Raw genomic sequence first — 24,044 nt, forward strand, 5'->3', positions numbered from 1 at the left:
GGGAATCCCGGGTTCACCCCTTCGGGAACGGCCGGCTCAGGAACCTCGAGCCGGCCAGCCCGAAGCGCCACGGCACGTCCGCGGCTTTCGAGATCCCGATCCTCGGCCCCACGACCACCTCGTAGTCCCGGTCCGCCGCATGCACCTCGAACGGCCGCTGGTCCAGCCGGTGGCCGTTGAACGCATGCACGATGCCCAGCGCCTGCCCCACGCGCCCCGGTCCTGAGCACAGCAGGCGCGGCTCGTGCAAGCCCCGCCTTTCGCACATCGTCTCCAGCCCCGCCAGCGGCTCGATCGCGCGGATCAGCACGCCCGCGCCGTGCCCTTCCTCGCGGCAGACGAAGTTCAGGCACCAGTGGATCCCGTACGAGCGGTACACGTACGCCCGCCCCGGCGGCCCGAACATCGCCTGGTTGCGCGGCGTCGGCCCCGAGTGGCTGTGCGATGCGGGATCTTCCCGGTCGTAGGCCTCCGTCTCGACGATCCGGCCGCCCACGCCGTCCACCAGCAGCACGGCCCCGATCAGCACGCGGGCCATCTCCGGCGCATCGCGCAGGAAGTCCGCCGGCTTCAGCCGCTTAGGCATGTTCCGACTCCTCTTCCTCGGTGCTCTCGCCGAGGAAGCCGCCGCTCTGGTGCTGCCACAGGCGCGCGTACAGGCCGCCGCGCGCGAGCAGGCTGCGGTGGTCGCCTTCCTCCACGATGCGGCCCTGGTCCATCACCACCAGCCGGTCGAGCGCGGCGATGGTCGACAGCCGGTGCGCGATGGCGATCACCGTCTTGCCCTGCATCAGGTCGACCAGGCTGGCCTGGATCGCGGACTCCACTTCGGAATCGAGCGCGCTGGTCGCTTCGTCCAGCAGCAGGATGGGCGCGTCCTTGAGCATCACCCGCGCGATCGCGACGCGCTGGCGCTGGCCACCGGAGAGCTTCACGCCGCGCTCGCCGACGTGCGCGTCGTAGCCCTTGCGGCCGTGCGGATCGCCCAGGTGCGCGATGAAGTCGTCCGCCTGCGCGCGCTGCGCCGCCCGCACCATCTCCTCCTCGGTGGCGGTGGGGCGGCCGTACACGATGTTGTCGCGCACGGAGCGGTGCAGCAGCGAGGTGTCCTGCGTCACCATGCCGATGGCGGCGCGCAGGCTGTCCTGCGTGACCTGCGAAATGTCCTGGCCGTCGATCAGGATGCGGCCGCCTTCCACGTCGTAGAAGCGCAGCAGCAGGTTCACGAGCGTGGACTTGCCCGCGCCCGAGCGGCCGATCAGGCCCACCTTCTCGCCCGGCCGGATCGCCAGGTTGAAGTCGTCGATGATCGGTTCCGGCTTGCCGTAGCCGAAGCGCACCCCCTCGAAGCGCACCTCGCCGCGCGTGATCGCCAGCGGCCGCGCGCCGGGCTGGTCCACCACCAGCTTGGGCCGGGTGAGGGTGGCGATGCCGTCCTGGATGGTGCCGATGTTCTCGAACAGCGACGCCATCTCCCACATGATCGTCGTGCCCATGCCGCTGATGCGCAGGGCCATGGCCGTGACGGCAGCCACCGCGCCGGGGCCGACCTGCCCGGCATTCCACAGCCACACGGCGTAGCCCGAGGACGCGAGGAGCAGGAACACCGTGATCACGTGGTTGACGATGTTCAGGCCGCTCACCAGCCGCATCTGCCGGTAGCCGGTGGCCCGGAACTCGGACATGGCCTCGCGCGCGAAGCCGGCCTCGCGGTGCGTGTGCGAGAACAGCTTGACGGTGGAGATGTTGGTGTACGCATCGGTGATGCGGCCGGTCATCATCGCCCGCGCATCCGCCTGCTTCTTGCCGATGCGCCCCAGCCGCGGCACGAAGTACCAGATGGAGATGCCGTACAGCGTCATCCAGCCCAGGAAGGGCAGCATCAGCCGCTTCTCGAATCCCGCGACCAGCCCCAGGATCGCCACGAAGTACACGCCGAGCCCGATCACGATCTCGATGAACGTGAACAGCAGTTCGCGCACCGCCAGGCCGGTCTGCATCACCTTGGTCGTGATGCGGCCGGCGAATTCGTCGGAGTAGAAGCCGATGCTCTGGCCCAGCATCATGCGGTGGAAGTTCCAGCGCAGCCGCAGCGGGAAGTTGATCGACAGCGCCTGGTGCTTCAGCGTGGTGTAGCCGGCCAGCAGGAACGTGCTCGCGAGCAGGACGGAGGCGAACAGGAAGATGGCGTGGCGCTGCTGCTCCCACAACTGCCCCGGCTGGGTGTGGGTGAGCCATTCCACGACGCGGCCCAGCACGGAGAACAGCCAGGCCTCGTACGCATTGAAGGCCGCCACCAGCAGCGCGAAGGCGAGCAGGTAGCGGCGCAAGCCGGCCGTGCAGGCCCAGAGGAAGGCGAAGAAGCCCTTCGGTAGATCCTGCGGAACCTGCTCCGGATAGGGGTGGACCAGTTTTTCGAACAGCCGGAACAAGGCCAGAAACTCCCGGGGAATGCGCTGTGGTGGGTGAAGTGGGGAGTTTGTACGGAATCGGCCGGCGGATAGCGACGGGGGGCGATCGTCTTGTATCCGGCGTGCCGAAAAAGCTGTATAAACAACCAGTAGTTTAGCTTCCCATGACCGCCGCCGCCCCTTGCCCCGAGTTCGTCCTTCCGCCCCAGGTGTGGCGGGGGCGCGAGCTCGCGCAGGCGCAGGAACGCACGCTGCCCACCGGCCATGCCGCGCTCGACGCGCAGCTGCCCGGCGGCGGCTGGCCCCTGGGAAGCCTGGTGGAAGTGCTGCAGCAGGAACAGCAGCAGCACGTCTGGCAGCTCGTGGGGCCGGCGCTGGCGCAGGCCATGCAGCCACGCGGCGAGCCGGCCGTGCTGGTGAATGCACCTTACCAGCCTTTCGGCCCGTCCCTGCGCGCGCTGGGCATCGTTCCCGAGCGGCTGTTGTGCGTGCACGCCGAAAAGCCCGCGGCCCGCCTGTGGGCCGCGGAACAGTCGTTGCATTGCGCGGACGTCTGCGCCGTGCTGGCGTGGCTGCCGCAGGCTCGCAGCGAGGACCTGCGGCGCCTGCACCTGTGCGCGCAGGCGTCGGAAAAGCTGCTGGTGGTGTTCCGCCCGATGCCGGCGCGCCACCAGTCGAGCCCGGCGCGGCTGCGCCTGATGGTGCAAGGCGCCGAGGAGATGCAGGTCAGCATCCTCAAGCGCCGCGGGCCGCCGCTGCTGCAGCCGCTGGCGCTGCAGGCGCAGCCCGCGCGGCTGGCGGCGCTGCTGGCCGCGCGCAAGTCCCGGCGCACCGCCGAACCGGCCGTGCCGCCACGGAGTGGATCGCATGTACTGGATCGCACTGCAACCCTCGCCGGATGAAGACCGCACCGCCTGGGGATGGCGAGCCTTGCAGTTCACTCCCCGGGTGGCGTCGGTCGACGAAGCGATCCTGCTGGAGGCGGGCGCGTCCGAGCGCCTGTTCGGCGGGCGCAAGCGCCTGCTGCGCAGGCTGCTGAAGGAAGGCTGCGAACTGCGCTTCGACGCCTGGGCGGCGGGGGCGACCGCGCTCGTGGCATTGTCGTTGCTGCGCATGAAGCGCAATGCGGTGGAGGCGCCGGAGCAGGTCCCCGACGACCTGCCGCTGTCCACCCTGAGTGCAGCCGCGCCGCACCTCGCGACGCTGGAGCGCATCGGCTGCACCACCTTCGGCCAGTTGCGCGCCTTGCCGCGCGCGGGGGTGAGCCGGCGCTTCGGCGCGGAACTGCTGCAGGCGCTGGACAGCGCGTACGGGCAGCGGCCCGAGCGCTATGCCTGGCTCGCCTTGCCGCCGGAATTCGACCAGAAGCTGGAACTGCCGGCGCTCGCGAGCACGACGCAGGATCTTCTCTTCACCGGGCAGCACCTGCTGTCGCGGCTGCAATCGTGGCTGCAGGGCCGCAACCTGGGCGTGCTGGCGCTGGAACTGGAATGGACGCTGGACCTGCGGCGGCTCGATGGCAGGCTGCTGCCGCCCAGCGAGCGGCTGGAATTGCGCACCGCGCAGCCCACGCAGGAGATCGGGCACCTGCGGCGGCTGGCGGGCGAACAGCTCGCGCGCACCGCGCTCTCCGCGCCGGCCAACGCGCTGCGCCTCCGCACGTTGGAAACCGTGCCTTGGGGCGGCCTCACGACGAGCCTGCTGCCGGAGGACAACAAGCCGGGGGAGAAGCTGCACCAGCTGGTGGAGCGATTGAGCGTGCGCCTGGGGGAGCAGAACGTGAGCGTGCTGGCGCCGCAGGAGGACCATCGGCCGGAGTGCATGCAGCAGTCGGTCCCCGCGCGCGGCGATGGTGGGGTGCGCGGGCTGGCGGTTGGTGGGGGGCGCGGGCTGGCGGTTGGTGGGGTGCGCGGGCTGGCGGTTGGTGGGGCGCGCGGGCTGGCGGTTGGTGGGGTTCGTAGGCTGGCGGTGAGCCCGAAGGCGAACCCCAGCGATGTTCCGGTGCCCCCCGCTGGGGTTCCCTCCGGTCACCACCAGCCTACGAAGAGCGCATCCATCCACGAAGCGCTCCTTCCCCCCTGGATCCTCCGCGAGCCCCTGAAGCTGCACGTCAAGGGCGACAAGCCCCTGTACCAGGGGCCCTTGCAGCTCCTCACCCGCGCCCGCCGCCTCGAAGCCGCCTGGTGGGACCCGCAATCCCCCGCCCCCGTGCTGCGCGACTACTTCATCGCCCGCAGCGTCTCCGCGGGCCTGCTGTGGGTGTTCCGCGAGCGGCTCGCGGCCGACCAGGACCGCGCGCAGTGGTTCCTGCATGGCCTCTACGCCTGAAGGCCCACCATGTCCTGGCTGCCCGACTACGCCGAGCTGCATTGCCTCTCGAATTTCAGCTTCCAGCGCGGGGCTTCGCATCCGCAGGAATTGGTGCAGCGCGCGCAGGAACTGGGCTATACGGCGCTGGCGATCACCGACGAATGCTCGGTGGCGGGCGTGGTGCGCGCGCATGCGCAGGCGAAGAAGCTCGGGCTCAAGCTGATCCTGGGTTCCGAATTCGCCCTCGACGGATTCCGTCTCGTCGCGCTCGCCCGCAACGTGCGCGGCTGGGGCAACCTGTGCGAATTCATCACCGCGGCGCGCATGCAGGCGGACAAGGGCGAGTACGTCTGCGCGCGGGACCGCAGCGATTTCCCCCTGCTGCAGGACTGCGAGATCCTGCTCGCGCCCGAACACGGCCTGCCGCTCGAAGACCTTTGCGAACGCATCGCATGGGCCTGCCGAATCTTCGGCGAGCGCGCCTGGCTCGCCGGCGAACTGCTGCTCGATGGCGACGACGAACTCTGGCAGCAGGCCTTGCAGCAGGCCAGCGACCGCACCGGCATCGAAGTGGTGGCCGCCGGCGACGTGCACATGCACGCGCGCTCGCGCAAGCCGCTGCAGGACGTGATGACCGCCGTGCGCGTGGGCAAGCCCGTGCCCGAATGCGGTTTCGCGCTGCAGCCGAATGCCGAGCGCCACCTGCGCCATCGCATGCGGCTGGCCACGCTCTATCCCGCGGAATGGCTGGAACACACGATCACGGTGGCGGACCGCTGCAGCTTCAGCCTGGAGGAGATCAAGTACCAGTACCCGCTGGAGACGGTGCCCGCGGGGCTCACGCCGCGCCAGGCCCTGCGCCGCTTCACGATCGAGGGTGCGGGCCAGCGCTATCCGCAAGGGGTGCCCTGGCGCGTGCGCAAGCAGCTCGTGCGCGAGCTGGACCTGATCTCCGACTGCGCCTACGAGATGTACTTCCTGACGGTGCACGACATCGTGCGCTATGCGCGCTCGCAGCGCATCCTGTGCCAGGGGCGCGGCTCGGCGGCCAATTCCGCCGTCTGCTATTGCCTGGGCATCACCGCCGTCGACCCCGCGCGCTCCGACCTGCTGTTCGAGCGCTTCATCAGCCGCGAGCGCAAGGAGCCGCCCGACATCGACGTCGACTTCGAGCACGAGCGGCGCGAGGAGGTGATCCAGTACATCTACCGCAAGTACGGGCGCGACCGCTCCGCCATCGCCGCCGTGGTCGCGAGCTACCGCTCGCGCAGCGCGATCCGCGATGCGGGCAAGGCGCTCGCCGTGCCGGAGGCGCTGGTCGACGCCTTCGCCAAGGACCACTTCTGGTTCGACGAGCGGGGCTTGCGCGTCGGCAAGCTGGGCGAACTGGCGGCGCACCTGGGCCTCGAGGTCGCGGAGAAGACGCTGGCGTTGTGGATGGAGCTCTCCGAGGAGCTGATGGGATTTCCGCGCCATCTCTCGCAGCACGTGGGCGGCTTCGTCCTCACGCAGGGCAAGCTCACGCGGCTGGTGCCGGTGGAAAACGCGGCGATGCCCGATCGCTCCGTGATCCAGTGGGACAAGGACGACCTCGACGAGATGGGCCTGCTGAAGGTGGACGTGCTGGCGCTGGGCATGCTCACGGCCATCCGCCGCTGCCTCGATTTCGTGGGCCAGCGCCGCGGCCGCCCGTTCGCTCTCACCGACATCCCCGACAAGGACCAGGCCACCTACGACATGATCTGCCGCTCCGACACGGTGGGCGTGTTCCAGATCGAGAGCCGGGCGCAGATGTCGATGCTGCCGCGCCTGAAGCCGCAGGTGTTCTACGACCTCGTGATCGAGGTCGCGATCGTGCGGCCCGGCCCCATCCAGGGCGGCATGATCCATCCGTACCTGAAGGCGCGCGAGCGGCTGCGCAATGGCGGGGAGGTCCTCTTCGAGAAAGAGGCGCTGCGGCCCGCGCTGGAGCGCACGCTGGGCATCCCGATCTTCCAGGAGCAGGTGATGCAGATCTCCATGATCGCCGCCGGCTTCTCGCCCGACGAGGCCGACCAGTTGCGGCGTTCCATGGCGGCGTGGAAGCGCAGCGGCGGCGTGCACAAGTTCCAGGACCGCCTGATCCAGGGCATGCTGAAGAACGGCTACCGGCTGGAATTCGCCGAGTCCATCTTCAAGCAGATCCTGGGCTTCGGCGAATACGGCTTTCCCGAAAGCCATGCCTACAGCTTCGCGCTGCTCGCGTACGACAGCAGCTGGCTCAAATGCCACGAGCCCGAGGCCTTCCTCGCCGCGATGCTCAACTCGCAGCCCATGGGCTTCTATGCGCCCGCGCAGTTGATCCAGGATGCGCAGCGGCATCGCGTGAAGGTGCTGCCGCCGGATGTCTCGTTCTCCGACTGGGATTGCACGTTGGCGGCAGATAGCAAATTGGGGTCAGATTCCAATTTCGGAACGAAATTGGAATCTGACCCCAATTTGCGGCCCCAGTTGCGCCCCAGCGTCCGACTCGGCCTGAGGATGGTCGGCTCCCTCACCGAAGCCGGCGCCCAACGCATCGTCCAGGCCCGCTGCGACCGCCCCTTCACCACCGTCGAAGACCTCGCCCTGCGCGCGCAGCTCGATCTCAAGGACCTCAACGCCCTCGCCGCCGCCGACGCGCTGCAGTCCCTCGCCGGCCACCGCCGCCAGCAGGTCTGGGAAGCCTCGGCGCAGCACAAGGCGCCGGGCATGCTGCGCGGAGCGCCGATCAACGAACAGGCGCTGCTGCTGCCCGAGGCCAGGGAAGGCGAGGAGATCTTCTTCGACTACAGCGCGATGGGCTTCACGCTGCGGCGCCATCCCGTCGCCCTGCTGCGATCGCGCCTCAAGCGCATGAAGCTCCTGACCGCGCAGGAACTGGACCAGCTACCCCACAACCGCAAGGCCGCCGCCTGCGGCATCGTCACCGTGCGCCAGCAGCCGCAGACCGCCAACGGCACCATCTTCGTCACGCTCGAGGACGAGACCGGCCCGGTCAACGTGATCGTGTGGAAGCACGTGCGCGAACAGCAGCGCGATGCACTGCTCCACTCGAAGCTGATGGCCGTGCGCGGCGTGTGGCAGCGCGACGTCGACAGCGGCGGGCAGGTCAAGCACCTGATCGCGGAGCAGCTGGAGGACCTCACGCCCTTGCTGGGTCGTCTTGGCCGCGGCCGGGACCCTGCGCGGAATTTCCACTGAACGATCCGTGGCGCCACGGCGCTGCCGGCAGCTGGCCCGAAGTAGCATGCGGACATGAGTGCCGCCACCCAGATCCGAAGGCTCACGCGCTACAGCGCCTGGGCCAATGCCAGGCTGTTCCAGGCCGTCTCCGAACTGCCGGAGGGAGTGGCGACCGCCGCGCGCCCCACGCTGTTCGGCAACATGGTGCACACGCTGAACCACGCGTACGTGGTCGACCAGATCTGGCAGGCGCACCTGGAAGGGCGGCCGCATGGCTTCACCGCACTCAACACGAAGGAGCCCACGCCGCTGGCCCAACTGCGCCAGGCCCAGGCGCTCATGGACCAGTGGTACGTGGCCTACGCCGACGCGCTGCCGGAAGACGCGCACGCCGAGGTCGTCGCGTTCCGCTTCGTCGACGGCGGCCCGGGGGCCATGAGCCGTGCCGACATCCTGCTGCACGTCGTCAACCACAAGACCTATCACCGCGGGTGGGTGGCCGACCTGTTCTTCCAGGCAGGGGCCAGGCCGCCGAGCATGGACCTGCCGGTGTATCTGCGGCAAGCGGGGTAAGGGGCCTTTCGCACGCGTGCGAAAGGAAACGGCCAGTCCCCCTCAGTACTGCACGGCCTGGTGCGGCAGGTGCAACAGCAGGCGGACCAGTTCGGGCTGGCGATTGGTCGCGGTCTTTTCGTAGATCGACCGCAGCTGCTTGCGCACCGTGTCGTGCTGCGTGCCCTGCACCTCGGCGATCTGCTTGAGCGACAGCCCCTCGGCCAGCAGCGTCGCGATGCGCGCTTCCGCCGGCGAGAGGCCGAACACCGCGTGCAGCAGGTTGCCGTCGCTCGCGGGCGCGGAGGCCGGGTGGTAGAACAGCAGCATCACCACCGGCCGCAGCCCGAAGGTGCCCATCGCGCCCTGCGGCGACAGCAGGGTGAAGAAGGCATAGAGCGCGTCGGGCTGGTCCGGCGCCGTGATGCGCAGCGAGCGGAACTGCGTGTCCTCGCCATCCTCCGCCGCCTCGCTGTCCGGGCCCTTCAGGGCCTGTTCCATCTCCGCGCAGCGCCGCAGCAGTTCCTCCTGGTGCGGCGAGGGCAGGCGCAGCCGCCCCTCCTCCACCCTTACCAGGTCCACCGTCCGCAGCAGTTCCTTGGCCGCCGGATTGGTGTGCACCACCTCCCCTTCGGGGCCGGTCAGGATCACCGGCTGGCGCAGCCGGTTCACCAGCAGGTGCCCCACGAGCGCCTGCGTCGAATACACGAAGCTGCGCAGGCTGATGCGGCAGGCGCGCGCCAGGTGCGGCAGCAGCCGATCGAGGACGGCGAGCGCTTCGGGCGCGAGCGGCCCTTCCGCCGCGCCGCCGAGGGTGGAGAAGACCACGCTCGCCTCGGGCGTGTCCACCAGCACGCAGGCGCTGCCGAACGCGCGGTCGTAGGGGACGAGGAATTCCTGGTAGAGCGGGTGCGTGGCCACCATGTCGGGCGGCAGGTCCTGCGGGAAGTGCGTCCAGGTCCCCACGGGTTTCGACAGCACGAGCGGGATGCGCGGATCGATGAAGCGGTAGCGCTGCAGGTAGGCCAGTTCGCCTTCCACCGGCAGGTTCGCGCCGTCGCTGTACGACAGCGTGCCGTGGCGCTTGTCGAGGGCGAACATGTGGATCGACTTGACCCGCAGCACGTCCCGCAGCCGGTCGTACACCGCGCGCCAGCGCTCCTGGTGTTCCGCCGCGTCGTAGACCAGCTCGATCAACCCGTGCAACGACTGCTCTGACAAATCCATCGCGAGGCCTTGGCTCTTGTTGGTTCTGGCCGGGCGCGCCCCGGGGGGCGGGCCGCGCGGAGTGTAGCGGCGGATGCGGATCCGTGCAGGGGGCCCATGAAAAAGCCCGGACGGCGAAACCGTCCGGGCCTGCCATCGAGCAGCGGAAGGGCGCCTTACGGCCGGTTCACGCTGATGTTGACGATGTACGTGCTCGTCGCGCTGGCCGGCACGCTGTTGACCGACAGGGTCAGGCCCATGCCCGGCAGCGGGATCTGGTGGACGGCAGCGAAGGGCTGGTTGTTGAAGCTTCCGGCATCGCGCGTGCGCACCCCGGCCAGCGGGTCGTTGTAGTGCACGACATCCTCGCGGCCATCCGAGGAGCGCTTGCGCGTCACCGTCTGCGTGGCGGCATCCACCGTGAGGACCGTGTTCGAGTCCGGGCTGGGGGCGGTGGTGGTGCGCGTGGTGCCGGTGATGGCCAGCTGCACGTCCCAGAACTTCACCTCGGTGCCCACGGCGGGCAGCGGCAGCGTGGAAAGCTTGCCCGCGATCAGCGTGCTCGCCGGGTCCGTGGTCGGCGTGCCGCCGTTGGCATCGGTCGTGCCGAACAGCGCGAAGCTGCCGTTCGGGGCGCGGTATGCATACAGCGTCACGCCGGTGCCGCTGGCGTCGCCCACGTCGATGCCGCCGTCCGCCCGTTCGGTGGCCGTGATGTTGGCCGTCGTGTCGGCGACGCACTGCCAGGTGCTGGTGTTGTAGTCGCACACGCTCACCTTGCGCTCCTCGCCGAAGGTGACCTGGCCGGGCAGGTGGGTGAGGCTGCCGGGGTCGACCACGCCGCTTTGCAGGAAGGTCCACGTGCCGCGGAAGGCGGAATAGGAGTGCGACTGCGCCGGGAAGATGTAGCCCACCGTGCCCGGCGTGGCCGGGTTCAGGTTGCGCGACCGATAGGCGCCCAGGCCGTTCGGCCCCATCACCACCTGGTACTCCGCCGCCTGGCCGCCCACCGTGCCGCTGGCCGTGAACTCGCAAGGCCTGGTGGCATCGGCGGTGATGTCGAGCATGTCCGTGCCGGTCGCGGCCTGGAACTTCATCGTCTTGAAGTCGACGGAGCGCGTGACCAGCCGGCCGAAGTGGTCCACCGTGCGGTACTTGCCGCTCACGGCCACCGGGCAGCCGGCCAGGCTGCCGCCGGACACGGCCTCCATCGCGTCCTTCAGGCCGTCGTCGGACTTGGCGAGCGCGGCGGCGGCGATCTGGTTCACCACGATCTTCAGCGCGTCGTCGTCCACCTTCGCGCCCAGCGCGTCGAGCAGCTGGTCGTAGGCGTTGCCCTTGCCGGAGGACGTGCCGGCCACGAGTTCCGCCTTCAGCGGATCGATGCCGCTCACGTCGATGCCGGCGTTCTTCAGCGCGGTGACGATTGCGGCCTTGGCCGCATCGATCTGGGCCTGCGTGATCGCGTCGCCCTTGAAGCCCTTGAAGCTGTCCTCGGGCAGCGCGGCGCCCAGGTGCGCCACGATCATCTCGGTGATCGGCGTGACGTTCGCGACCGCGCTGGTTCGGCGGTCGGTCTCGTTCAGCGTGCCGGCCTCCACCACCGAGTGCAGCGTGATCGTGGTGCCGCCGACGGTCTTCTTCACTTCCACCAGGCAGGGCAGGGCGCCGCCGGTGATCGTGACCGTGTACATGCCGGTCGCGCCGGTGGTGGCCGTGCCCGTGCCGGTGGCGCACTTCACTTCCACCGAGGCGTCGGCGAGCGCCGCGCCGGTGGCGGCCGTGCCGGAGACCTGCAGCGAAGGATCGGGTGCGGGAGCAGGCGCTGGCGGGGCATCGCCACCACCGCCGCCGCCGCAGGCGGCCACCAGCATCGCGACCGCGCCGGCGGCCAGAGTCAAGGCAATCGTTTTGGGCTTCAAGTGCGTTCCCCTCGTGTTGACGGCTGTCGCCCCGCGACCCGGGCCGACTTGCCGCCGGCATTCGAGCATGCAACGGCGCGGTTTTGCGCGGCCGGCGCGCGTGTCTCCTCCCTTTGTGCGAGCTGCGAGGCGGCGTCGGGCAACAACGCACATGCCGATTGCGAAGCGCGTTACGCGGCCCAGACCCTCAGGGCCGCCAGCCTGGCCTGGTACGCCGCGACGACGGCGCGGGGATGGTGCAAGCCGAAGGTGATGAACGTGCGCCACGCGCCTGCGGTGCGCGTGAGGACGAAAGCACGCACGTCGAGGCCGCACTCGACGCGCAGCCGGTCATCCACCCGCAGCCCGTCCCAGGTGAGATGGAAGACCTCGGCTTCGTACCATGCGCGTGCCGGCACCGACAGCAGGAAGGCCAGCAGGATCGCGGCGAGGTACACCAGAGCGGCCTGGGTCTCCGGCAAGTCCGCCAGCGAGCCGAAGAGGGCCTGGCGCAGGAGCAGCACGGGCGCGACCGCCGTCACGAGCACGGCCAGCGCAGCGAGGAACCACAGGCGCAGGTAACGCGCGAAGGGCGCGTCCCAGGTGATGGGAACACCGGCCACGCGCGTGTGCGTAAGGCGCAGGCGGCGCCAGTTGAAGGACTGGCGTGCGAGCAGCGGAAAGGCGACGATCGCCGCTGCGGCCAGGGCCGCGAGCCATCGCAGGTCGATCGCGCCGGGCGCGGGTGCGATGGCGGCGACGCGCGGCTGCGCGATGGCCCACGCCGCCCCGAGCAGGAGCAGCGGCCAGCTTTGCAGGTAGATCTCCTTCCACCTCGGCGTGAACCAGGGCTGCAGTTGCCGCCAGCGCACGGCGCCGACGGCCCGCATCGTCACGGTGCCCCACAGGTAGGGAAGAAGCAGCACGCCGCACACGATCACGAGGGGCAGCGGCGGCCCGGCGCCGAATTCGTTGGCGACGCGCAGCGCGACGAAGGCGAGCACCAGCAGGATCGCGGGCCAGCGCGAGTGCGGCAGGTCGACGTGCACGAGCGGCGTGCCGTCGAGGGTGGTGTGGGCAGCGAGGTATTCGTTAGTGTGCCGGCGCGCGATGGGTGTGTAGAGGCCGCCGAGGACGATGTTGATCAGGAGATCGCGGCGGGTGTGGCGGCGGAGGTCGTCGGGGCCGCCGGTGAAGGTGAGGGGCAGGGGACGCATGTGCGATCGGGATTGGGCCCGGACCGATGAATGCGACGCGCGAGCCCAATTAAAGCAATGCCGGCTTGTGTTTAATAGCCGGAATTCTTGTTCAAGCTGGGAAGGCACGGCTCGCAGTTCCGCATCGGCGGCGTGAACCTACGTCTTGAGCTTGGGAAGCTCAGGTCCTGCCACTGAACGACGCCCGCGGTTCAGGAGCGGATTCTAAGCGGGATTCGGCGGAGCCTTCCAGTGGCTGGGCACAGAAATGGCGTCACTTGCGAGGCGGCGACCAGGGCTGCATCTGGCCCAAGAGCGAACTGACGCTCGCTTGAAACTGGGGCAGCAGTGACCTCTCCTTGTCGGCGAGAAACGACTGCTTTGCAGCGGTTGCGGTCAGCGGCGACTGCTGCCTGAACTCACGGTTGCGGCAGGATCACCGTCATACGAGCAACAAGCCTGATTCCGTCGCCGACCGATTGAAAAGCGATGCGAACAATGCTGGCAAACTTCAAGCGCTGCGGTCACCGCAGGCATGCTCTCCTAGAGTTCAAGATTCGTGCTCCAGACATTGGCGGCCGGCCATTGGCGTACCTGGAGATCCACGAACCGAACACTCGTAGGTGCGTCACGGTAAGAATAGCGTCGAATTCAAGACGAGTTACCAGTCGCGTGAGGCGGCCAAACCATCTCGACGAGACTCAACCAGTCCAACCAGTTGTTCAAGTGCTTCGGTCAGTGCAACGTGATTGTCTGTAGATCGATACGGAAGGACCTCGAGATTCAATGTTCGCCGGTATGCTTTCAGGACCTGAGCACTCGCCGTGGTACCCATCGCGATGTAGTGTGGAAATGTCGAAGGGTGGAGCTGGACCGCTCGCTCCAGCATCATCGAAATATCCGGATCGTTGAGTCCACATCCGATGAATAGGCATGTGTGAGTGAGGATTAACCCGTCTAAGAGCGCATAGAACCCCGCGTGCGCGTGCCGCGCCCTTGCATAGTCGCCGCGAGTGAAAACCATCTCGTTGGGAGAATCGATTGAGCCGTGTGCCTTCAGCACGACCCGTTGCCTCTTTCGAATGAACGTTGCAGCATCGTCCTCGCTGTACGACTTAACCACGACCGTGCCTTGCGACTGGGCCGCCGCCAGCGTGTCATAGATCTTGTCGAAGTTCTGCGTCACAACAAGCCTGACGTCGAGCTTGAAGATCAGATCATGAATCCGCGATGGCTGATAGTGAGGATTAACGAACTCATCGTCGATCAACGGCCCCCAACCATTGCCAAGCGCTTCCTTAAGTAGCTCACAAGCCATTAGCAGTTCGCCAGCTTTGATGAAGCTTCGCACTTCTCTGGCTTGCTTGGCTTGCGCGCAGCGAGCGACTCCAGCCTCCAGGAATTCATTCCACAGAGGGGGTCTCTTGCCGCCAACTCCTGTCGACTGCTTCGAAACACCCGATCCAAGGAACAAAATCGCGCGACGGCGTGCAATCTCTTCGATCAATGGCGTCGGCCACGCGATCATTCGAAGGCCTTGATATTGGTGAGTAACCGGGTCGCTATCGAACCGATCGTCTTTCGGTACTCTGTTACCTTGGCGAAGTGGGCTCCTACAACACCATCCGCGGCGCGCAATGCGAAGATTGGTCGCCTGCTGGTCTGACTGAGAGGGATCAGGCTATGGAGAGTCGGAATTGTTCCCAAGGAATAGTTGATCGCGGCGTGTTCAGGTTGCAGCGGTGCAACTAGCTCCTTGGCCACTGCCGAAGGCACCTTCCTATGGATTTGCTCGAAAGCTCGAACAGCTCGCGGTTCACCGCCAGCATCGCGCTTTGCAGTGTACTGCTGAGTGACATAGCCGACAAAGCGCAAGCGCCAAGTCAGATCGCCGACACCTACCTCGCTAACCTCATCTTCATTGATCGACTCTACCGAGGCGGTGAACTGCTTCCGCCATTTCTGCAGTGACAGCGAAATGTTTTCGAGCGCTCGCAAACTAAAGATGTCTGTCGACATCGGCGTCAAGAAGTAATCGGCCGCAAGCAAGACTGAACGATTAATTGCACCGAGTGAAGGTCCTACGTCGAAAAACACGTAGTCGTAGTCACTAGCAAATTCCAGAAGGTGTCGAAAGAGTAGCGTTGTTCTCAGGCCGCGGACGCTCCCAGACGTGGCCTGCCCCCAGTCCGTCGCAAGCAGATCCTCGGTGAGTGCAAGACGCGGATCTCCAGGCAAGACATCGGTCCCAAACGACGGGCTACGTATCGGTTGGAAGTCGCTCGTAAATCCTTTGCCGAGTGACAAGGGTCTAACGACGCTGTCAATCGTGAACGACTTCTTCTCGTAGAGGTTCGACAGCGTTGTGTCGCTGAACATGCTCTGAGTCGCGTTGCACTGCGGATCGGCATCAATCACCAAGACCTTGGCATGTCTTTCGAGAGCGAGGTAGCCGGCCAGATTGCACAGCAGCGTCGTCTTCCCGACGCCGCCCTTATTGTTGAAAAACACGACGGTTTTCATCTTCGCTCAATGTTGGCCTGGTTGCATTGATGCTACACCAAGCGGCGCCAAAGCGAGCATACGCCGCGAGCAAGAGCGATAGTGGCGAGCAACAGAGTACGCTGGCGTCCTAAGCTGGCGTATGGTCCGACCCGTGCGGACTCGAAGCTCAATCCTTCGTCAGATCGGTAGAGAGATGCGTTCAGCGTTCGTCATATTGCATAGGGCCATCACCCCTCGACTGACTGGCGAACGGCACGTTCCGAAAAAAGGCGTCACTCGGGTACAAGATTCGGGGCCGTCAGCAATCAGTCTGGAGCCGCCATCCGGGGCGGAACGCCGCCACTGTTGATCGCGTGAAGCCAATGAGCGGCGTCAGCGCTCCAGAGAAGTACGCGGCATCCATACGCCTTAGCCTACGATCTTGAACTCGTTGTCGGCCCAGGACACGATGCGCGGCTCGAAGAGGTCAGAGATTGATTCCGAAGGCGCTGGCCGCGACCTTCACGACGTCCCATGCGCCTTGCAGGCTGCCCATGGTCTGGATAAGGGTGCCCACTCCCGACAGAGTCGCCGTTACCTTAAACTTGTTCGGAGCTTCACGCGCCAGCTCTCCGTGAGCCTGGTCGACTTGCTCCACGATTGCCTGCTTTGCATCTGCGGGAACGTCCTCCGCCTCGGCGAGGTGAGCGCGGAGCGTCCCGAGCGCCTCGATCAGCCTGGTCGCGTCGGCGCCGATCTGCAGCGTCTGCTGGATATGCGTAACCGAATTCGCGCCGGCCTGAACCGCAGTCATCACGGTTCCGTGCACGTTCATCGTGTTCTGAGTGGTCGGCGCGGGCATAGGTTTCGGCACGTTGTGGAGCTTCCAAAGAAATCGACGCACACCATTGGATAGACCCGCCGAAGCAGCGGCGATTTTCGTGTCCGTGAGGTATGCCACCTGCTCAGGGAGTTGAGCTGAAAGGCTTTCGATTTCCCGTTTGTAGGCGCCCCTCAGTGCCTCGACTTGCGGCGTGAAGCGGGATTCCGCGAGTTGGACGATCTCTTCATCCATTAGAGGCGAGAGGTCTGTTCGAAAAGCAACCGCGGCTGTCTCGAGCGCCGCCATGATCGCCTTACTGCGCTCCTGCACCTCACTCGAATAAATGTCTCGCAACCCGCCTATGTATCCTCCCGAGAGCATGCCGCCGCGCCGCTCAGCCGCATCAAGCAGCCGCTGCAGGGGCTCCTTCATTGCGCTCCAGCGGTCTGCGAATGCGCTGCTGCACTCGTGGTCAAAGTAGGTCCTGAAGTTCTCCGGCAGCATGAGAAATCCCTCGCTGTGAGCGGTCAGGGGTGGCGCAGGTAGTTCGGCCTAGGGAAAGAGGAATCGAACCCCCTACGACGCCTTCGATTTGCTCCCGCTTAGCTTCTTTTCCAATTCGTCGAACAGATTGGGAGCGATGCCAGCATCCGGCCCAAGAGTCGTCTGTACCCACGCTGCCTTCGGTCTGAGAGACTTTAGTTGTTGAAGACCTTCAGCATCAGCTTTCTCCTTGTCCTCGATGGCCTTCTTCAGATCCCGCTGGGCTTCCTGGAGTTGTTCCAATCTAAAACTGACGCTGAAACTTCCGCCGGCAATCCGATCGACGCGGTCCGAGACTGAACTGGCGCTCATGGTAGCGCGCGTGCCCGCGTTCAAGGTGCGGATCAGATCCTGCACTTGCTTGATGTATCCGAGGCTCGGGTCCAAGTATGGGTTGGCACCCGTCGCAGCGCTCTTTAGCTGGATCGCTGACTTGTCGATCTCCGAAAGAGCAGCTTCAGTCTTTTTGAAGTACTCCCCGAAAGTGATCTTGGACGACTTCGTCTCAAGCTCGCCGATGTCGGTGGCATAGATGCTCGCCATCTTCACCGCTGCGCGAACCGCGTCCTTATGAGCTGCGTTTTGGGCGGCCTGCTGCTTTCTTTCGTGGAAGACGACTGCGCCAGTGCCGCTTGCCGCGACGAGTACAACGGCCACCGTCCACGCTACCCACTTACGCCTGCCGGCGCCACCTGTCGAAGCCATAGTGTTCTCTTCCTCCTCATCGCAGCTTACCGTAACCAGGCGTTTCGAAGAGGAGGTGACCGAACGGAGCACTTGGAAATTGGCCCAGCCAAGTGGAGAACATCAGCCGACATTCCTCCGCCAGATTCGAACGGCAGCAGCCAGTCTGAAGCGGCCACTCGTTCGCCGCGCGAACCGTATGTTTGGTCCGGAAGGACGCCACCAGCGCAGTTAAAGCGTGACAACAGCAATCGAGTCGAAGCAGACACCAAAGATGGACCTTGGAAGCAGCCCTGGTCGCCGCCTCGCAAGTGACGCCATTTCTATGCCCAGCCGCTGGAAGGCTCCGCCGAATCCCGCTTAGAATCCGCTCCTGAACCGCGGGCGTCGTTCAATGGCAGGACCTGAGCTTCCCAAGCTCAAGACGTGGGTTCGATTCCCATCGCCCGCTCCAGTCGGTTTCAGCGCGCTGCGTCCCGCAGCTGTTTCCTCCGCGCTTCTCCCTGCCTCTCGAACATCCACCCCGGATACTCCCCCGGCAGCTTGCTCACCGCATCCAGCTTCTCCATCTCCCCCGCCTCCAGCCGCACCTGCGTCGCCCCGATGTTGTCGGCCAGCTGCTCCGGCTTCTTCGCGCCCACGATCACGCTCGTCACCTGCGGCTGGTGCAGCAGCCACGCCAGCGCCACCTGCGGCACCGTGCAGCCGCGCGCCTGCGCGATCTCGCGCATCACGTCGACGACATCCCACGCACGGTCCTTGTTCACCGGCGGGAAGTCGAAGGAAACACGCCGGCTGCCTGCCTCCGCCTGCTGCGCTCGCCCGTACTTGCCGCTTAGCAGCCCGCCCGCCAGCGGGCTCCACACCATCAGCCCCACCCCCTCGCTGCGCAGCATCGGGATCAGCTCGCGTTCGAGGTCGCGGCCCGCCACCGTGTAGTACGCCTGCAGCGACTCGAAGCGCGCGAGGCCCAGGCGCTCGGAGATGCCCAGCGCCTTCACGATCTGCCAGGCCGCCCAGTTCGAGACGCCCACGTAGCGCACGTGCCCGTGGCGCACCAGTTGGTCCAGCGCCCGCACGGTCTCCTCGATGGGCGTGGCGGGGTCGAAGCCGTGGATCTGGTACAGGTCGATGTGTTCGAGCTGCAGGCGCTTCAGGCTCGCCTTCACGCCGTCGAGGATGTGGCTGCGCGTGGCGCCTCGCATGTTGGCGCCGGGGCCGGTCTCGCCGAACACCTTGGTGGCGACCACCACCTGGTCGCGCGCCACCTTCAGGTTGCGCAGCGCCTGCCCGGTGATCTGCTCCGAGGCGCCGCCCGCGTACACGTCGGCGGTGTCGATGAAGTTGATGCCCGCGTCCAGCGCCTGGCCCACCAGCCGCTCCGCGTCGGATTGCTGCAGCTTGCCGATGGCGCCCCACATGCCCTCGCTGCCGCCGAAGGTCATGGTGCCGAGGCACAGCTCGGAGACGAACAGGCCGGTGCGGCCCAGGGGAACGTGGCGCATGCTGGGGCTCCTGTCTTTCGCGAAGCATCGATTGTGCGGCGCTTCGTGCGGGTTTGCGCGCGATCAAACAATGCGCACGCCGCGCGCTGCGGGTCAGCAAAGCTTCACGATGCGGTGGCCGCCGACCCTACAGTAGCGCGCATGAAGCGAATCGGGTCGGCAGCGCCGCGCGACGTGGCGGGCATCGACGCCTGGGAGGTGCCTGGCCTCATCGGCGCGGAGCTCGCGCACCACGTCACCCCCGCGCTGGAGGTCGTCCAGCGGCTCAAGGCCGCGGGCCTCATGACGCATTCCGAAGCACGCGCCTTCACCGACGCGGCAGACCACCTGCAGCGCATCGCCATCACCAGCCAGCAGATCACGCGCCTGGCGCACGGGCGGCTGCGCCAGTCGCACGAGCGCCTGGACCTTGCGGAGGTGATCCGCCACGTGCTGGACGAGAACGAGGGGCGCTACCTGCGCCAGGGCATCGAGATCGAGCCGCACCTGCAGCCCCTGGAGGTGATCACCGATCCGGCGCTGCTGGTGAGCCTGTGCGAAATCGCGCTGGAATGCGCCGCCTGCGACGGCGAGCGGCTGCAGGTGTGGCTGGCGATGCAGCACTGGCCCGAGCACGCGCTGCTCACCATCCGCTCGCGGCCGCACTTCCGCGACGGCCGCGAGATCGAGGCTTCGCACTCGCTGCACTGGATCTACCTGTGCCGGCTGGCCGACGCCACCGGCGTGACGGTGCGCCGCAGCAGCGAGACGGAGTTCGTGCAGATCACGGTGGAATTCCCGCGCACGGTCAAGCAGCTGGCCGGCCTCACGGCGATGGAGGTGGATGCCGGCGCGGACCTGTCGGCGGCCTCGTCCTCGTTCGCCGGCCACCACCTGCTGCTGGTCACGCGCAATACCGAGACGGCCTGGGAGATCGACATGGTCTGCCGCCGCATGCGGCTGGTGCTCGACGTGGTGCAGGACTGCGCGCAGGCGGTGCGCTTCTGCGAGCTGGAACTGCCGGACATGATCATCCTCGACGAGGCCGTGCGCGAGGGCGGCTTCGAGGCGCTGCGCCAGCACGTGCTGCGGCGGAACCTGAACTTCCCGTTCCTGGAGATCGTGGAGGCCGACAACGTCGTCGAGCTCGGCACCTGGCACGATGGCGCCACCAGCCGCGTGAGCCGCTCGGAGTTGCGCAATCAACTGCAGGCGCTGCTGGCGATGGAACTGGCCAAGGTCTTCTAGGCCACTGCCGCGCTGTCGCGCAGGCTGGGCCGCGTCCTACACCGGCGGCGTGGGCCGCTGGCTAGCATCGTCGCTTTCGGAGATGACACAAGCGATGGTCCCCCAGCAGAACCCCACCCGTTCCGCCCGCAAGGAACGCATCGACATCAGCTACGACTACGCCGTCTGCGCCTGGGCGCGGCACTTCAACGTGAGCGAGAAGCGCGTGAAGGAAGCCGTGGCCGCGGTGGGCGACGAGGCGGACAAGGTGCGCGCCCACCTGAAGCGCGCGCCGGCCTCGGAGCGTCCCTCGGCCTGAGGCCGCCTAGCCCGCGCCGTGCACGTGCACGGCGGTGTAGGAGACCTCGGTGTACACGCTGCGCGCCGCCGATTGCGCCCGCAGCCGCTGCACTTCCGATCGCAGTTCGCCCACTTGCCGGATGTAGCGCGCCAGCAGGCCGGCGGTGAACAGGTCGAGGTCGAAGTCCGTGCCCAGCGTCCGGGCTTCGCGCAGCGCGAGCGCGGTGCGCAGATCGAGTTCCGCAGGGTTCAGGAGGCGGTAGTCCTGCAGTTCGCGCAGCTCGGGCTCGGTCAGGCCGGCCGCGGCTGCGAATTCGGCCGGGGAGAGCACCCGGCGGTCGTCGGGCATCAGGTGGTCGGTTTCGCCGTTCATGGCTGCCCCTCCTTCGCCATCCTTGGATCGAAGCGGCTCTCCTTGGCGAGGGCTTCGAACAGTTCGCGTTCGCGCGCGCTCAGGTCGCGTGGCACGTCGATGTGCGCGATCGCATACAGGTCCCCGCGGCTGCTGGGCGGGCCCAGGCCGCGGCCGCGCAGGCGCAGCTTCTGCCCGGAGTGCGTGCCTTCGGGCACCTTCAGCAGCACCTCGCCGTCCAGGGTGGGCACGCGCACCTCGGCGCCCAGCGCCGCTTCCCACGGCGCCAGGGCGAGGTCGAAGAACAGGTCCTTGCCGGTGACCCGGTAGTGCGGGTCGGGCAGCAATTGCAGGTGCACGTAGATGTCGCCGTCCGCGCCGCCGTTGCTGCCCTTGCCGCCGCGGCCGCGCAGGCGCAGCTTCTGGCCGTCGGTCACGCCCGGCGGCACCGTGACCTGCAGCGTCTGCGGGCCCTCGGGCCGCTGCACGGTCATCTCGAAAGTCGTCCCGCGCTGCGCGTCGCGCAGGCTGATCGCCGCCGTCACGTCGAAGTCGCGGCCCGGCCGCGGGCGCGCCGCACGGTGGCCGCCGCCATGGCGCCCGCGGCCCAGGGCGTCGAGCAGGTCGGCCAGGTCGATATCCTCGAATGCCGCGCCGGCGGCGCCCGCGTGGAAGTGCTCGCGCCAGTCGGGCGGCGCGCTGAACTCCTCGCCGGGCCGGCGCTGGCCGAGGGCGTCGTAGGCGGCGCGCTTTTCCTCGTCCTTGAGCGTCTCGTAGGCTTCGCCGAGCTCCTTGAAGCGGGCCTCGGCCTCCGGTTCCTTCGACACGTCCGGGTGGTACTTGCGCGCCAGCCGCCGATAGGCCTTCTTGATGGCCTCGGGTTGCGCGTCACGCGGTACTTCCAGGATGGAGTAGTAGTCCTTGTACTTCACGTTCGCCTCGATCGACTTTGCGCGCCGGCAGCGCTTTGGCCATTATTCGCCCATCGGCGGCGATCGGGAAGGGCGTGCTCGCGATTCGTGGGTTCGCGCACGAGCGGTCTCACGGCGCCGCGACCCCGAACACCTGCCGCAGGTACGCCAGGAAGGTTTCGTCCGTCGCCAGCGTCTTGCCCGGCGCATCGGAGAGCTTGGCCACCGGCTGGCCGTTCACCTCCACCAGCTTCATCACGATGTTCAGCGGCTGGTGGCCCACGTCGTTGGTGAGGTTCGTGCCGATGCCGAACCCCATGTTCACGCGATCGCCGAAGTGCCGGTACAGCGCCAGGGCCTTGTCGACGTCGAGGCTGTCCGAGAACACCAGGCGCTTGTCGTGCGCGTTGATCCGCAGCCGGGCGTAGTGCGCCAGCGCCTTTTCGCCCCAGGCGAACGGGTCGCCCGAGTCCTGCCGCAGGCCGTCGAACAGCTTGGCGAAGTAGAGGTCGAAGTCGGCCAGGAAGGCCTCCATGCCCACCGTGTCGGTGAGCGCGATGCCCAGGTCGCCACGGTACTCCTGCACCCATTCCTCCAGCGCCGCGCGCTGGAAGTCGCGCAGGCGCACGCCCGTGGCCTGGAAGGTCTGCAGGTACTCGTGCCCCATGGTGCCGATCGGCGTGATGCCGCATTCGCGCGCCAGCAGCACGTTGGACGTGCCCTTGAAGGACTGCGGCAGCTCGCGCGCCAGCGTGGCCACCACCTCGGCCTGCCAGTCGCGCGCGTAGCGGCGCCGCACGCCGAAGTCGAAGAACTCGAACGGGTGCGCCAGCGCGGGCTCGTGCTCGAAGGCGCGCAACTGCGCGATCTTGGCCTGCAGGCGCCGGCGGCCCTCGGCCCAGGCGGCGGCGCGGTCGAAACGGCCGAAATACAGCTCGTTGACGATCGCCAGCACGAAGATCTCGAAGCCCATCACATGCACCTGCGGCCCGCGGGCCTCGATGCGCAGGTGCTCGCCCTCGGCCCACGCGCGGATGAAATCGCGCTGGAAGCGGAAGATCCGCAGGAAGTCGACGAAATCGGACTTGATGAAGCGCAGCGCGCCCAGGTAGTCGAGTTCGTCGCGGGCGAAGGACAGGCGGCACAGCGCGTCGAGCTGCGCGTTCACGTCGTCGCACAGTTCAGCCAGGGGGTACTCGGGCGTGTTGCGCAGCACGAAGCGGTACAGCGCCTGCGTCTGCGGATGCCTGTGCAGCATCGGCTGCCACATCGTGAACTTGTAGAGGTCGGTGTCGAGGAGGCTGCGCACGACGGGGTCGTGCGCTGTCGGGGCGGGGGCTGCCATGGCTGCATTCTGGGCTACCGGCGCGTGCACTGAAAGCTGCGCCCCAATGAAAAGGAGCCCGCGCTTGCGGGCTCCTTCGCATGGGGCGGCTGCTGGGAGGATCAGCCGCCTTCCGCGTCGTGGCGCTTGTCGGCCGGCACCGGGCCGCCCTGCATGCCCCCGCCTTGCGGGTAGCCGCCGGTGGGCCACTGGGCGCGCTCGGCATCCATCTTCTCGCGGGCCTGGTCGCCCATGTTGTCGGCCGCCTGCACGATCTTGCCCTTGTTCTCCTGCGCCTTGTCGTACCACTTGCGCAGGATCTCTCCGGCCGTTTCGCGGCCGCCCAGGCCGAAGGCCAGGCCCATGCCGAGGGCGATGGCGCCGACCACGGCCATGAAGAGCGTGTTCACCAGTTCGGTGGCGATGCCCAGCTGGTTGACCGCGACGACGATCGCGAAGGCCCAGACGATGACCGCGGAGGTCTTGGCCAGGAAGTTGGTGTTCGACAGGCCCGCTTCGCTGGCCGCGCCGCGCACCAGGTTGCTCAGGGCGCGGGCCGCGAGGCCGCCGATCACCAGCACCACCATCGCGACGACCACGTTCGGCAGCCACAGCAGCAGCTGGCGCAGCACTTCGGAGACGGCGGGCAGGCCCAGCGCGTCGAAGGCGACCACCAGCGCGATCAGGCGCACGAACCACTTGACGACGAGGCCGATCATGCCGGCGGCGTCGGTGTTCATTCCCATGCGCTGCACGAAGTCCGCCAGCCCGGCGCGCTCGGCCAGGTGGTTGAACTTGATGGTGCGCAGGATGGCCGACAGCCCGCGCTCGATGAGCGAGGCGATGAACCAGCCGGCGATGATGATCAGCGCGAAACCGATGATCTTCGGTATCGCCGAGAACAGCAGCGCCATGGCTGCTGCCAGCGACGTGAACATGGCGTCGCTCCAATGGGTGACTGCGGTGGGCATGGACGGATCTCCTGTGGCGGATGGCGTTAACTACCGCACACTTTCATCCAATGCGTGAGCCGCCCAAGTCAGCGGTCGTCAGGGCCGGGTGTAGGAGCGCTTTACAAAGAGGGAGGGCGGTGTCCGTCAGCGTGAGTGTTCGCGTATCTCGTAGGCTGGCG

20 protein-coding genes and 1 tRNA gene are annotated in these 24,044 nt (G+C 67.2%); 7 read left to right on the forward strand and 14 right to left on the reverse strand.

The genetic code is table 11. The features are described from left to right. Positions 1–13: 13 nt before the first annotated feature. Positions 14–586: a DNA-3-methyladenine glycosylase gene (locus WG923_RS07720; protein WP_340350364.1), complete on the reverse strand. Its 573-nt coding sequence runs from the start codon at positions 584–586 to the stop codon at positions 14–16. Then, a complete protein-coding gene (locus WG923_RS07725; RefSeq protein WP_340350365.1) occupies positions 579–2,432 on the reverse strand; it encodes an ABC transporter ATP-binding protein in 1,854 nt (617 codons plus the stop codon). The genes WG923_RS07720 and WG923_RS07725 overlap by 8 nt, the downstream gene beginning before the upstream one ends. A gap of 143 nt (positions 2,433–2,575) precedes the next feature. On the opposite strand from WG923_RS07725, the gene imuA reads away from it, so the two are divergent. The 4 genes from imuA to WG923_RS07745 are packed head-to-tail and all read left to right on the forward strand — an operon-like array spanning position 2,576 to position 8,498. Further along, positions 2,576–3,313: a translesion DNA synthesis-associated protein ImuA gene (gene imuA / locus WG923_RS07730; protein ID WP_340350366.1), complete on the forward strand. Its 738-nt coding sequence runs from the start codon at positions 2,576–2,578 to the stop codon at positions 3,311–3,313. After that, positions 3,279–4,739 carry a Y-family DNA polymerase gene (locus WG923_RS07735; RefSeq protein WP_340350367.1) on the forward strand — a complete coding sequence of 487 codons (1,461 nt, stop codon included), beginning with the start codon at positions 3,279–3,281 and terminating at the stop codon, positions 4,737–4,739. The genes imuA and WG923_RS07735 overlap by 35 nt, the downstream gene beginning before the upstream one ends. A 9-nt stretch (positions 4,740–4,748) precedes the next feature. Further along, entirely contained in the window at positions 4,749–7,943 is a 3,195-nt protein-coding gene (locus WG923_RS07740) for an error-prone DNA polymerase (RefSeq protein ID WP_340350368.1), read from the forward strand. Positions 7,944–7,997: 54 nt separating this feature from the next. Next, a complete protein-coding gene (locus WG923_RS07745) occupies positions 7,998–8,498 on the forward strand; it encodes a DinB family protein (protein WP_340350369.1) in 501 nt (166 codons plus the stop codon). A 42-nt stretch (positions 8,499–8,540) separates the two neighbouring features. Here WG923_RS07745 and WG923_RS07750 read toward each other — a convergent pair whose 3' ends face one another. The 7 genes from WG923_RS07750 to WG923_RS07780 all read right to left on the reverse strand — a co-directional run bounded on the left by WG923_RS07750 (position 8,541) and on the right by WG923_RS07780 (position 17,335). Then, positions 8,541–9,704 carry a helix-turn-helix transcriptional regulator gene (locus tag WG923_RS07750; protein ID WP_340350370.1) on the reverse strand — a complete coding sequence of 388 codons (1,164 nt, stop codon included), beginning with the start codon at positions 9,702–9,704 and terminating at the stop codon, positions 8,541–8,543. Between the two features lie 155 nt (positions 9,705–9,859). Continuing rightward, a complete protein-coding gene (locus tag WG923_RS07755) occupies positions 9,860–11,605 on the reverse strand; it encodes a hypothetical protein (RefSeq protein ID WP_340350371.1) in 1,746 nt (581 codons plus the stop codon). Between the two features lie 170 nt (positions 11,606–11,775). Next, positions 11,776–12,801, reverse strand: a complete 1,026-nt coding sequence (locus WG923_RS07760; protein ID WP_340350372.1) for a DUF898 family protein — start codon at positions 12,799–12,801, stop codon at positions 11,776–11,778. Positions 12,802–13,441: 640 nt separating this feature from the next. Next, the gene (locus WG923_RS07765; RefSeq protein WP_340350373.1) at positions 13,442–14,308 is read right to left on the reverse strand and encodes an SIR2 family protein; all 867 of its coding nucleotides are present in this window, start codon (positions 14,306–14,308) and stop codon (positions 13,442–13,444) included. Then, positions 14,305–15,303, reverse strand: a complete 999-nt coding sequence (locus WG923_RS07770; protein WP_340350374.1) for a ParA family protein — start codon at positions 15,301–15,303, stop codon at positions 14,305–14,307. The genes WG923_RS07765 and WG923_RS07770 overlap by 4 nt, the downstream gene beginning before the upstream one ends. Before the next feature lie 448 nt (positions 15,304–15,751). Then, positions 15,752–16,591 carry a hypothetical protein gene (locus WG923_RS07775; RefSeq protein WP_340350375.1) on the reverse strand — a complete coding sequence of 280 codons (840 nt, stop codon included), beginning with the start codon at positions 16,589–16,591 and terminating at the stop codon, positions 15,752–15,754. A 72-nt stretch (positions 16,592–16,663) separates the two neighbouring features. Then, positions 16,664–17,335: a hypothetical protein gene (locus WG923_RS07780; RefSeq protein WP_340350376.1), complete on the reverse strand. Its 672-nt coding sequence runs from the start codon at positions 17,333–17,335 to the stop codon at positions 16,664–16,666. A 359-nt stretch (positions 17,336–17,694) separates the two neighbouring features. On the opposite strand from WG923_RS07780, the gene WG923_RS07785 reads away from it, so the two are divergent. Then, positions 17,695–17,768: transfer RNA gene (locus WG923_RS07785), tRNA-Gly, on the forward strand. Between the two features lie 7 nt (positions 17,769–17,775). Here WG923_RS07785 and WG923_RS07790 read toward each other — a convergent pair. After that, entirely contained in the window at positions 17,776–18,819 is a 1,044-nt protein-coding gene (locus WG923_RS07790; protein ID WP_340350377.1) for an aldo/keto reductase, read from the reverse strand. A gap of 141 nt (positions 18,820–18,960) precedes the next feature. Here WG923_RS07790 and WG923_RS07795 point away from each other — a divergent pair, with 141 nt between their 5' ends. Both WG923_RS07795 and WG923_RS07800 read left to right on the forward strand, forming a co-directional pair. Further along, positions 18,961–20,046, forward strand: coding sequence for a hypothetical protein (locus WG923_RS07795; RefSeq protein WP_340350378.1), 1,086 nt, complete (start codon positions 18,961–18,963; stop codon positions 20,044–20,046). A gap of 94 nt (positions 20,047–20,140) precedes the next feature. Then, on the forward strand, positions 20,141–20,344 hold the full coding sequence (locus tag WG923_RS07800; RefSeq protein WP_340350379.1) for a DUF3606 domain-containing protein: 204 nt from the start codon (positions 20,141–20,143) through the stop codon (positions 20,342–20,344). 6 nt (positions 20,345–20,350) lie between these two features. Here WG923_RS07800 and WG923_RS07805 read toward each other — a convergent pair whose 3' ends face one another. The 4 genes from WG923_RS07805 to WG923_RS07820 form a co-directional block, all read right to left on the reverse strand. Continuing rightward, a complete protein-coding gene (locus WG923_RS07805; protein WP_340350380.1) occupies positions 20,351–20,698 on the reverse strand; it encodes a hypothetical protein in 348 nt (115 codons plus the stop codon). Continuing rightward, positions 20,695–21,609 (reverse strand): DnaJ C-terminal domain-containing protein, encoded by a 915-nt coding sequence (locus WG923_RS07810; protein ID WP_340350381.1) that lies wholly within the window; start codon positions 21,607–21,609, stop codon positions 20,695–20,697. Before WG923_RS07810 ends, WG923_RS07805 begins: the two co-directional genes overlap by 4 nt. A gap of 109 nt (positions 21,610–21,718) precedes the next feature. Further along, a complete protein-coding gene (gene pncB / locus WG923_RS07815) occupies positions 21,719–22,933 on the reverse strand; it encodes a nicotinate phosphoribosyltransferase (protein ID WP_340350382.1) in 1,215 nt (404 codons plus the stop codon). 101 nt (positions 22,934–23,034) lie between these two features. Continuing rightward, positions 23,035–23,883, reverse strand: a complete 849-nt coding sequence (locus WG923_RS07820; protein ID WP_340350383.1) for a mechanosensitive ion channel family protein — start codon at positions 23,881–23,883, stop codon at positions 23,035–23,037. Between the last annotated feature and the right edge of the window lie 161 nt (positions 23,884–24,044).

The sequence above is a fragment of the Ramlibacter sp. AN1133 genome, from assembly GCF_037890035.1.
Taxonomy (GTDB): domain Bacteria; phylum Pseudomonadota; class Gammaproteobacteria; order Burkholderiales; family Burkholderiaceae_C; genus Ramlibacter.